Here is a 10,672-nt window from a genome sequence, read left to right as displayed (position 1 = left end):
CGCAGCAGATCGTATTAATGCACAATTGAATCAACAAAATGCTTCATGATTTCTGTTTTTAAAAATACAATTTAGAAATTCTGTATATCTGTGTATTTTTAAAAAGAGCAATTATGAAATTGACTCATTATTTAATATTTTTCGGAATTTGTTTTTTGATAACTACAGACGAGGAGGGAAAATATGAACGAAGGTATACTCATTATAGAAGACGAAGTAGGACTAATTAACATGTTAAAACGATTGTTAGAGAAAGAAGGATTTCAAAATACATACGAAGCCACATCAGGAGCTGAAGCATTGAAAAAGATTAAAGAACAGGAGATTGACCTGATATTACTCGATGTCATGCTGCCTGATACAAACGGTTTTGACTTGTGCGGCGAAATCAGGGATATATCAGATGTTCCGATTATCTTTTTGACAGCCCGCACTACTGATATGGATAAATTAACCGGGTTTTCGACGGGGGGAGATGACTATATAACGAAGCCTTTTAATCCCCTTGAGGTTGCTGCCCGAATTAAGGCCATCTTACATCGTCAAAGACGAACAAAGCCGAGAATGTCACAAGTGTTTCGGACAGACCGTTTTGTTCTACATTACGATCAAGCAAAGTTGATTGTAGAAGGAAAAGAAGTAAATTGCCCGGCTAAGGAGTTCCAATTACTCAAATTTATGTGCCAGCATCCCAACCAGGTTTTTAGTATAGACCATCTATATGAAAAAGTTTGGGGAGATTATAGTATAGCGGGAAAAGAAAATACAGTTATGGTCCATATTAGTCGCCTGCGTCAAAGAATTGAAAAAGATCCTAAACAACCTGAGTATTTAAAAAATGTTAGAGGTCTGGGTTATATGCTACATGCGGAAAATCAAAGGAGTCCACAATGAAATTAGAAACCAAAATTTCATTGATATTAATCATTATTTTTTTTGCCATAGGTGCTATATTTTTTATTACGGGATTTTCAGTCCTTAATTTATTGAGCATCCCACTAGGAACCAATGGATTGGTGACATATGTTTTATTCGCCCTTCTAATCATCGGAATCCTTATCGGAATCGGACTTGTCATCGACCGGCAAATCAGGAAACCTCTTGTCTTTTTTATACGTTGGATTGATCAATTATCAAGTGGGATATTTAAAATGCCCGATACAATAAAGAATTTTTCTGTAAATAAGATGAGGTTTAGACCGTTTCTTGAACTGAAATCAAAGCTGGAAAGTTTAACAAACCAACTCAGTGCAGCAGAGGTAGAACGAAAAGAACTTGATGAAACAAGGAGGAACTGGACTTTAGGGGTAACACATGACTTAAAAACACCGTTATCTTACATTAAAGGCTATGCAGCCATGCTTCGTTCCGAACATAAATGGGAGGAAGAAGAAATAAAGGAATTTGCTACAATTATTGAAGATAAATCATTATATATGGAGCAGTTAATTGAGGATTTAAGTGTTGTCTATGAGTTTGATAAAATGCAAATTCCTTTGAATATAAGTACTACCAATCTGGTCGTTTTTGTAAAAAACGTTTTGGAAGACCTTCGTCAGTATCCGATGGCTAATGACTATCCTATTCATTTAAATGTCAAAGATGAGAGCGATATTTTATTATCTTTTGATCAAACATTATTAAAAAGAGCATTAGAAAATTTCATTATGAATGCTATTTATCATAATCCCCGTGAAACAACGATTACTGTCTCCATAGAAGAAATAGCAGGTTCAACCTTAATAGAAATTAAAGATGATGGCATCGGAATGGATGATAAAACAGTTCAACAGTTATTTAATCAATATTACCGAGGGACAACGACGGACAAGTCCCATCTCGGATCGGGTTTAGGAATGTCCATTGCCAAACAGTTTATTGAAAAACAAGGGGGACAGATTAAAGTCGTAAGTGAGCCAAATAAAGGAACGAAGATAAAAATTTTATTTCCTTGCTAAAATTAAGGTTCTGTTAAGACACCATTTCAATGGTGTTTATTTTTTTGTCCTATACTACACATAGAAACTAATTGTTCGTAGTGAACCATTCATTACCGAATTGGAAGGAATGAAGCAAATGGACAAAAAATTATTTAAGCAAAGAAGGCAAGACTTCAATCGAACTGTGAAAGGGATGTTCACTATGTTGGTACTGTTCTCACAAACTTTGAATCAAGTGGGTGGCGCAAATGTTAGTTGAGGCTAAAGATATTTCAGTAGCAATTGGTGGGCGCCCTGTGCTTGACGGTGAATCCGTCCGTTGCAAGCCTGGTATCATGACAGCCCTCGTTGGAGCAAGTGGATCTGGAAAGACCACACTCCTTCATTGCCTCGGATTGTTGCTTCCGGTTGATAAAGGAAGCATCCTAATTGACGGGAACGATGTCACAAAATACAGCGCCTCGGAAAGACGTCGGTTCTGGCGCGATCATGCGGCATTCGTACTTCAGGATTATGGCATTATGGATGAGGAGTCGGTTGCCTTCAATGTTACTTTGCAGGCAAGCATCATTGGAAGGCGTATCTCCGGAAACAAAGAACAGTTGATACAATCACTCGAACAGACAGGCCTTATAGGTAGAGAAAATGAATTGGCTGGACACCTGAGTGGAGGCGAAAAACAGCGACTTGCTTTATCTCGTGCCATCTACAAGGATGCTACTATCCTGTTCGTTGATGAGCCAACTGCTTCATTGGATTCAACCAACCGGCATATGGTTATCAAACTGCTAACGGACTTTGCTGTGCGTGGCAGGACGGTTATTGTGTCAACACATGATTCCGAGATGATTGATGCGTGCGATGCCATTCATCAGGTTGGCTCCAAAGCCTTGTCACATTAACTAAAGAACACGAGGAGGATACTTATGAAAACAACTTCTAAGATTATAATCAGTGTCATTGTTGGCTTACTATTGTTATTAGGGGGAATTGCTTTTATAAATGGTTGGATAACAGCATCACCAAAAGACACCCATCCGCCATGTGACCAGCTTCCAACCGTCGCGGAGGCCACTACTGCATTAGATAATCACAAAAATTTCGCTAAAGAAATAGAAAAGCTGGGCGATGGAATTAAAGTGGAAGTTGGCAAGCCGTGTCCAGATGATCGGGAACGAGGGCTCGTTTTGGTGAGATATGATTCGAAATCCGAGCGTGATGCCATAAGCAATCTACTCTCTCGCAGTGAAGGGTTTGGGGTACCGGTTCATTTGGTGAAGCGCTAATGAGGGCTTTTAGTTAGTTAACTCAAACGTCGTCTCTCGCATTAAAGGGAAAGAGGGGTGAAAAAAAGAGATGAATATGTATAAACGTATCATCATGGCTGTTTCGCTAGCGTTGTTTACTTTACTTGCATTGTTGGCCGCAATCATTACCGACCTAAATGATCGAGATTTTCCGCAGGCTATTGGGAGCAAGAGCAGGCTTACTATTAGCTTCAATGAATCAGGACTCTCTATCACGGAGGCATTTTTGAAATTGGAAAAACTTGATACGCTTCTAGATCTTGGGCTGGTCAAAATCGCCCCGGATCTTGCTGGCGATGGAGATGATAAGATCTTTGCTACACTTAGCGATAATAAAGCCTTGCCGGATGAATTTAGCTGGTTTAAGGGTAATGACATGGGAAAGATCGTTGGTAAAGACCGGCTCGCCAATTCCTACCCGGATGGGTTATATCTTGTGACTGGCAATACTTCTCGTTTGGATGAGTTTGGAGACATTTTAAAAGATGCTGGGGTGGAAGTAATCCGTAGGGATGCCTCAATTATGGATGGTCTTATATTTGTTGTGTTTGAAAGAGGATTTGCTACCGCAGTTCTCGCATCGCTTGCACTGATTTCTGCACTAGCGCTGTTCTGGTTGTCAGTAAGGGCACGGGGACGCGCCCTCAGGGTTCTTGGTGGATCACCGACTGTACGGATTCAGGTGCAGGATCTTACAGAGTTTAGTGGTGCATTATTCATTTCAGCGGGGATTGTAGCGATAGTTGCGTCCGGTTATGTGGGTGTTTTTCATGGTTGGCTCTATGTCGCCTCATTCCTTAAAATTTTGATTAGTCTACAAGTTGTTGTTATTTCCGTATCTGTACTTGTTGCGTTTATTATGTCAGCTGCTGCGTGGCCAAGTGCTGTTATGCTTGCCACTAGACAACCGGCTGTAAAGAATTTACGATTAGTTTCGGTTGTGATTCAGGCACTAACGTTCGTTTTAGTGGTGGCTAATTCTACTCCTACTTGGTCTGCATATAAACAATCATCTGCTAAGGCAACTGAAATGGCACAGTGGAAGAGACTTGCAGACCAAGTGTCAATTGTGTTCGCAACAGACAGTGACGAAATGAATCGAATGGAGCCATTGATCGGCGAAATGGTAATGGATGCGGAATCGATTGAGGCAGTAGCACTTTCCTATACTTATACCAAGGAAATGTGGCCAACGGTTGATTTCGGTAAGTACTCCACCGTCTCTTTCGTAAACCAGCGTTGGCTTGACCTAGTCACTACAGGTGAGAAAGATCCGGTTGTAGTGCCAGTTTCGCACCACAACGTTTCCGAAGATCTTTTTCATGAAATGAAGGAAGAGATTGATATATTATCGAGGGAAGAGGATTCCAGTAATCTTTTCGAACAATTGCAATTCCTCCAACCCGTCGAAGGATTTCATCTTCCGGTTGCTCAAGGGGGAGGGGGCGAAAGTCTCCACTTTGGAGATGATACCCTACTCGCTGTCGTTCCCTCGCTGTACGACACCTTTAATGATTCTACTTTGACATCTATGATTTCGAGTGGCAACATAGTGTTCACTGGTGTAATTGATACGCAACAATTATTGGAACGACACCACCTTGATGTACAAACGCTACGGGATCGTGGTATTAAAGGCGAACTGAAAGTCGTTTACATTGCCGAAGAGGGCATATTACAAGCGCAGTTCGCAGCATACCTAGTGTGGTTGCAGAATCTTTCACTGATTGCACTGACGGTTGCTTTTAGTATTGCTACTGCAATCAGTGCATTGATCACCGCAACATTACAGGCGAAGCGTGACTTCCCATTGCGCTTGGCAGGTAGGTCCTGGATGCGAATCCTCCAAAGCCGAGTGGCAAAGGAACTGCTTGTGGGGATTGTACTTGTGGTAATCGTTGTCATGGTACAACGACCCCATGATATAGGAATTATACTTCTAACTGCGGCTTATGGACTGCTGATTGTTCCACTATCCCATTTGTTAGCGGTCCGTTGGTGTTTCAATGGAGTCAGTAAACGTAGGATTTGATTAAAGATTAATAGTGCTCAATTCCGAAGTCCAATTACTTAATTATAATCTTGAGAAATTGGGCTTTCCGTCTTTAAAGTGCAAAATATCCCTTGAAAGTAGCGCAAAATAATAAGGAATGGTTTGATAATTCGCAATAAAGATTGGTACAATTAAATTACAAGCCGAATGTTAAAAGTTCTGCAATCAGTTCATTTAAAAATGGAGGCGAAACGATTGTATTTTCCATCCAAGAAAGATATTTGGTTTGTTTTAATGATTTGGGGTTTAATACTTTTGATGATTCTAATTTACATTTTTGGTGGAGAACCGTTGGTTGGCAACTGATAACTTATAAAAGTATATCAGGATATATCATAGCAGCATTGATTCTGACTTTGCTATTATGGATTTGGTTTGGAACAGGTTATAGGGTTGGGAGAGAGTTTTTAAAAGTTAGATATGGTCCGTTTAAAAGTAAAATAAAGATTAAAGAAATCAAAAGAATCCGCAGAACAAAAAATCCATTTACAGCGCCAGCTCTGTCCGTTGACAGGTTGGAAATCCTATTTAATAAATATGATGTGATAAATATATCCCCAAAAAGTGAAAGTAAACTTATACATTCTTTGTTATCTATAAATCTTGACATAAAATTAGACGATATTTCCTTAGAATTCAATGAAAAATAGGCCATATCATTTTTGCGAACGTTTTTGCTTTACAGTGAAAAGGTTCGAGAATCGTGATGCGAATTTATACACGGCGGCATCGGGGGATTAAAATCTTTGACTTTAAAAAATGGTACTTTTGGAAAATTAGTTACTGCATTCAAGTATTTGGCCAGTTTTGCAAAATGATTTGATATAATAATTATAAATATGTTTAGTTATGATAAACATGGCAATACGATTACTTAATAGCGCTGAAGAAGCATACGTATCAATATGATAAACTATAAGAAAATTAGCTCGGGGGTGACTATAGTGAAATGGGAAGATATATGTCAAGCGTTTCCAAATAAGTGGGTACTTATTGAAGCGGTACAAGCTTTTACGAACGAGGAAAGTGAGCGTATTTTAGAAGATGTAGTCCCTCTAAAGAAGTTTTCTAATTCACCTGAAGCCATGAGAGCTTATCAAGAACTTCATCGAGAAAATCCTACTCGCGAATTTTATGTACTTCACACCAGTCGAAATAAACCTAATATTATTGAGAAAAAGTGGGTAGGTGTTAGACGATAGTGAAAAAGTTATTTGTTGAGGACGGGTTATTGCTTACAGATATATTTTTAACTTTTAAGGGAAAGTCATTGCTAATTAAACGTGTTTTAGTTGATACAGGTTCGGGAAGTACTGTTGTTTCTAGTGATATAGCTGAATCGATAGGTATTATTGCTGAAGAAAATGATACGATTTATCGTATAAGTGGTGTTGGAGGTTCAGAATTCGTATATTCTAAACAGATTGATTTAATAAGAATTGGAGAAAAAGAAGTGAAAAATTTCTCGTTAGAAATCGGAGCAATGAACTATGGTTTTGATTTGAACGGTATTATAGGATTAGACCTGTTACAACAAATAAAAGCAATAATTAATATAGACCAGCTGATCTTAGAATGGAATTGACAAATATATATCAAGGGTTTGAAAGTGAATGTAATTCGATCTTAGTGAATGTATATTGAATGTAATTTATCACAGTGAATGTAGTTTGACTTTAAAAAATATAAAAATCTGTAGAAGTTCATAGAAGGAAATTCCACTCAAACGCCATCAAATCAAGCATTTCCTCTTTTTCATATTACTCCGTAGAAATCTGTAAACAAGGCGAACATAGGAACGGAAGAAATACGGTCTTAAAGGCGCTCGTCGTGCACCACAATTCTCAAAACGTTAATAGAAACATTGATATATCAGTGTTTACAGAGCTTTTTTGGTTCAAGTTGGTTCAAATTAACTTGAACCTTATAAAGCACTTAACAGATTTAAAGCATCGGCATCTTGCTGATGCTTTTTTTCTGGCATTAATTCCAGATAATCATTTTGTGTGGTTTGTATGTTTATGTGTCCTAATCGTTTAGATACATATGCAATATCTATGTCTTGAGAAAATAGAAATGATGCATGAGTATCTCTCAAACCGTGAAATGTTGTTTTTTCAATGTTTAACTTCTTCAATAGCGCTGCTAAATATACTAATTTAGCTGTTTAACATAACCATATTATCCCTATTTCGTATATTTTGGGTTATACTTTGTAGAAAATTATCACGAAGAATTTTTACTCTTCAGCGCTGAAATTTGAACTGAAATGCTATAATTGTTTGATGGCACAATAAAGATAGACCCCAGAGTTGAAACATTGTTTATGGACTTCATCTTACTTATTATCATACATAGTTAGGAGCTATTTCTTCATGAAATTAGGTGTATTGGATCAAATGGCACAACCTAAGGGTGTGTCGGCGGAAGAAACGGCAGCACGCACTCTGGAACTAGCTCAGTTTGTGGAAACCCTTGGGTACGAACGGTATTGGTTTGCAGAGCATCACGCGACAAGAGGGCTTGCTTCAAGCTCTCCGGAAATTATGATGGCGGCAGTGGCTGCAAAAACGAAGAAATTAAAAGTTGGGAGCGGTGGCATTTTGCTTCCCCAATACAGTGCGTATAAAGTGGCAAGTCATTTTTTACAATTGCAATCACTTTTTCCAGGGAGAATTGAAGCAGGAGTCGGTCGCTCTACTGGTGGGAATGAAAGAATTCGTTCGCTTCTTGCGGACGGGAAGCCAAATCAAGCGGATGATTATCCTGAGAAGTTAGCAGATCTTGCCGCTTATCTTAGCAAAAAGGGAAAAGTTCGCGCCACTCCCCGTACAGAAGCGTCGCCCGAGTTATTTTCGCTAGGTTTGGGAGAAAATAGTGCGCTCCTTGCAGCAGAACTTGGAATAGGATATGTGTTCGGTCATTTTATAAAGCCGGACCGTGGAAAAGAAGCCCATGATACATATCGAACGCATTTTAAAAAAGGTTATTTGAATCATCCTGAACAACGCTCTGCCATTTTCATTATTTGTGGAGAAACAGATGAACATTCGGAAGAGTTAGCATCGAGTCAAGACATTTGGCTTCTTCACGTAGAAAAAGGCTTTGATAGCCGCGTGCCAAGTGTGGAAGAAGCAACATCCCTTCGTTTGAATAAGAAAGAACAAGAACGAATCAAGACAAATCGAAAGCGAATGATTATCGGAGGTCCAGCCAAAGTAAAAAGAGAATTAACAGAGTTATCGGAGCGTTACCAATGCGATGACTGGCTGATTCTTACAAATATCTATGATGTGGAAGAGAAGAAACGCTCTTATGTACGAATCATGGAATTGTTTTCGTAAGAGACGAAGCTATCTCAACATGAAAGAGATAGCTTTTTTCTATTGACTCTCACGTTACGTCATCCTTTATAGTAACAATCAAAGGAGGTGTCGTATGAAGTGGAAAGTGAAAGAAGTAGCTGAGCTGGTTGGTGTGAGTGTTCGTGCCCTTCATCACTATGATGAAATTGGATTATTGACGCCAACGGAAACGATGGAATCCGGTTACCGACTTTACTCAGAAGAAAACTTGGAGACATTACAGCAAATTCTGTTTTTTAAGGAGCTCGGTTTTCCTTTAAAAGAAATCAAAACGATGTTAAACAACCCTTCGTATGACCGAAAAGAAGCTTTGGTGTTACAGCGGAAAATGCTCGTTGAGAAACGAGGGAGAATTGATCAAATGATTGAAACGATTGATAAAACAATCAAACATATGGAAGGAGAAATTCACATGACCAACGAAGAAAGATTTAAAGGGATTCAATTTACGAGTAACCCGTACGAAGAAGAGGCTCGGAAACGCTGGGGGAATGAATCGGTGGATGAGGCAAATAAAAAATTACAAAGTTTGACAAAAGACGAGCAACACGAGCTATCGGAAAAATGGGATACTATTTTCAAAAAACTTGCAAGCTTGCGTAAACAGTCCCCGGAATCTGAAGAAGCACAAGCAGCAATCAAAGAATGGTATGACCTGTTAAATAACAATTTTGGCCAATATACGCTTGAAGCGTTTCGTGGATTAGGCCAAATGTATATTCAGGATGAACGTTTCACAAAAAATATAGACCAATACGGGGAAGGGTTAGCTGCATTCATGAGTGAGGCGATGACGGTTTTTGCGAATAAACAAAACAAATCGTAAGTTTCCGCTCATTCACTTAGGGGTTTCATTGTAATTGAAGGCATAGGACGTATCATTCCTTCAATGGCAGGAAAATAGGTCGCATGATAAATTTATAGTGTGCCGTTGTAAAAGACCCTTTTATATGTGCGGAGCCTAAAACCCCTGTGCCTTTAGGCTAGGGGTTTTAGGCCCTAACTTCCTTGTGTTTGAATATATTTTTGAATAGTCTCTTTGCTGACATTTCTGATACTGCAAGAGAAGTAGCCGTCGCTCCAAAAAGTGCGTTCTTTCCAAAAGTGTTGAGATAAGAATGTGCTGTGTTTTTGCCAAATACGGTAAGTAGTAAGTTGTTTCAATAACCTGACATTCTCAAGCACACCCCACTTTGGAGAATAGCGAATCAAAATATGGATATGGTCTTGATCTATCTCTTGTTCTTCTGATCGAAGAAAATCATCATCAGTATATTATTTCTTTCGCTTTTCTAGCTCATATTTATTTAACACTTGATCGAGTTTTTGACTTATTTTAATCGTGTCCGGGTCTCCCACTCCTTTTTTTTGTAATCATTTTTTCCATCTCTGTTCTTAACTTTTCAATTTCCAATTCCAAATGTCTCAGTGTAAACACTCCTTTTTTACTAAGGTTACGAGAGCGAATACCCAAAGAATTAAAAACTAAACAACTCGGGGTGGTATGATGAAGGCAAAAGAATGTGTTTTTGCTTTTAAAAAGAAGAAGTGGTCAAACGACCGAGATCATATTAAGATAGAGGAAAAGTTCATGGTGGGGGGAGAAAGTGTTGGATCTTCAATTAACAGGGAAAGTAGTACTAGTAACAGGTGCAAGTCAAGGGCTGGGGAAAGCGGTTGCGACCGAATTTGCACGGGAGAAAGCAATCGTTTATATTAGTAGCCGAAGTGAGGAAAAATTAGCAAAAGCGGCACACAGTATTCAAGTTGAAACGGGAAATCAACAGGTTTACTATGTCGTGTGCGATATGAAGAAGAAAAAAGATATACGCGCCCTCGTTCAACACATTGTCAAAATACATGATCGGATCGATCAGCTGGCAGAGGAACTGCAAAACCAGCATTACTATTAGGAAACGACATTACTAATGAATGAATATCTACTATTTCTCCATCTTGTACTGCTTCCATTACTCCAAAATCTACTTGTGCTTCACCCGGAGGGTG

The 10,672-nt window shown here is 38.9% G+C and carries 13 protein-coding genes and 3 pseudogenes; 12 read left to right on the top strand and 4 right to left on the bottom strand.

The window, feature by feature from the left end; translation table 11 throughout:
- Positions 1–183 precede the first annotated feature (183 nt).
- The 9 genes and pseudogenes from GJS40_RS09740 to rpsI all read left to right on the top strand — a co-directional run.
- Positions 184–894 (top strand): response regulator transcription factor, encoded by a 711-nt coding sequence (locus tag GJS40_RS09740; RefSeq protein ID WP_270897688.1) that lies wholly within the window; start codon positions 184–186, stop codon positions 892–894.
- Complete coding sequence (locus tag GJS40_RS09735) at positions 891–1,958, top strand: sensor histidine kinase (protein WP_270897687.1); 1,068 nt, start codon at positions 891–893, stop codon at positions 1,956–1,958. The genes GJS40_RS09740 and GJS40_RS09735 overlap by 4 nt, the downstream gene beginning before the upstream one ends.
- A gap of 230 nt (positions 1,959–2,188) precedes the next feature.
- Positions 2,189–2,842, top strand: coding sequence for an ABC transporter ATP-binding protein (locus GJS40_RS09730; protein WP_270897686.1), 654 nt, complete (start codon positions 2,189–2,191; stop codon positions 2,840–2,842).
- Between the two features lie 24 nt (positions 2,843–2,866).
- Positions 2,867–3,226 (top strand): hypothetical protein, encoded by a 360-nt coding sequence (locus tag GJS40_RS09725; protein WP_270897685.1) that lies wholly within the window; start codon positions 2,867–2,869, stop codon positions 3,224–3,226.
- A gap of 76 nt (positions 3,227–3,302) precedes the next feature.
- Positions 3,303–5,279: a hypothetical protein gene (locus GJS40_RS09720; RefSeq protein ID WP_377901688.1), complete on the top strand. Its 1,977-nt coding sequence runs from the start codon at positions 3,303–3,305 to the stop codon at positions 5,277–5,279.
- 143 nt (positions 5,280–5,422) lie between these two features.
- On the top strand, positions 5,423–5,950 hold the full coding sequence (locus GJS40_RS09715; protein WP_270897683.1) for a PH domain-containing protein: 528 nt from the start codon (positions 5,423–5,425) through the stop codon (positions 5,948–5,950).
- A 294-nt stretch (positions 5,951–6,244) separates the two neighbouring features.
- Positions 6,245–6,502 carry a hypothetical protein gene (locus GJS40_RS09710; protein ID WP_270897682.1) on the top strand — a complete coding sequence of 86 codons (258 nt, stop codon included), beginning with the start codon at positions 6,245–6,247 and terminating at the stop codon, positions 6,500–6,502.
- Entirely contained in the window at positions 6,502–6,885 is a 384-nt protein-coding gene (locus GJS40_RS09705) for a retropepsin-like aspartic protease (protein ID WP_270897681.1), read from the top strand. The genes GJS40_RS09710 and GJS40_RS09705 overlap by 1 nt, the downstream gene beginning before the upstream one ends.
- Positions 6,886–7,096: 211 nt before the next feature.
- A pseudogene (gene rpsI / locus GJS40_RS14565) lies at positions 7,097–7,156 on the top strand (30S ribosomal protein S9); the annotation flags it as partial.
- 68 nt (positions 7,157–7,224) lie between these two features.
- On the opposite strand, the gene GJS40_RS09700 reads toward rpsI, so the two are convergent.
- Entirely contained in the window at positions 7,225–7,437 is a 213-nt protein-coding gene (locus GJS40_RS09700) for a tyrosine-type recombinase/integrase (protein WP_270897680.1), read from the bottom strand.
- A gap of 238 nt (positions 7,438–7,675) precedes the next feature.
- Here GJS40_RS09700 and GJS40_RS09695 point away from each other — a divergent pair, with 238 nt between their 5' ends.
- Complete coding sequence (locus GJS40_RS09695; RefSeq protein WP_270897679.1) at positions 7,676–8,644, top strand: LLM class flavin-dependent oxidoreductase; 969 nt, start codon at positions 7,676–7,678, stop codon at positions 8,642–8,644.
- A 94-nt stretch (positions 8,645–8,738) separates the two neighbouring features.
- Positions 8,739–9,491 carry a MerR family transcriptional regulator gene (locus GJS40_RS09690; RefSeq protein ID WP_270897678.1) on the top strand — a complete coding sequence of 251 codons (753 nt, stop codon included), beginning with the start codon at positions 8,739–8,741 and terminating at the stop codon, positions 9,489–9,491.
- A 173-nt stretch (positions 9,492–9,664) separates the two neighbouring features.
- Here GJS40_RS09690 and tnpA read toward each other — a convergent pair whose 3' ends face one another.
- Complete coding sequence (gene tnpA / locus GJS40_RS09685) at positions 9,665–9,901, bottom strand: IS200/IS605 family transposase (protein ID WP_270897689.1); 237 nt, start codon at positions 9,899–9,901, stop codon at positions 9,665–9,667.
- Between the two features lie 39 nt (positions 9,902–9,940).
- A pseudogene (locus GJS40_RS14560) lies at positions 9,941–10,027 on the bottom strand (Spo0E family sporulation regulatory protein-aspartic acid phosphatase); the annotation flags it as partial.
- A gap of 245 nt (positions 10,028–10,272) precedes the next feature.
- Here GJS40_RS14560 and GJS40_RS09680 point away from each other — a divergent pair.
- The gene (locus GJS40_RS09680) at positions 10,273–10,578 is read left to right on the top strand and encodes an SDR family NAD(P)-dependent oxidoreductase (protein ID WP_270897677.1); all 306 of its coding nucleotides are present in this window, start codon (positions 10,273–10,275) and stop codon (positions 10,576–10,578) included.
- On the opposite strand, the pseudogene GJS40_RS14555 reads toward GJS40_RS09680, so the two are convergent.
- A pseudogene (locus GJS40_RS14555) lies at positions 10,529–10,672 on the bottom strand (IS21 family transposase); the annotation flags it as partial. The gene GJS40_RS09680 and the pseudogene GJS40_RS14555 sit on opposite strands and share 50 nt — an antisense overlap.

Source organism: Aliibacillus thermotolerans (assembly GCF_027853235.1).
Lineage (GTDB): Bacteria > Bacillota > Bacilli > Bacillales > Marinococcaceae > Aliibacillus > Aliibacillus thermotolerans.
The sequence above is the reverse complement of the archived record's forward strand: the minus strand, read 5'-3'. Positions and strand labels throughout refer to the sequence as shown.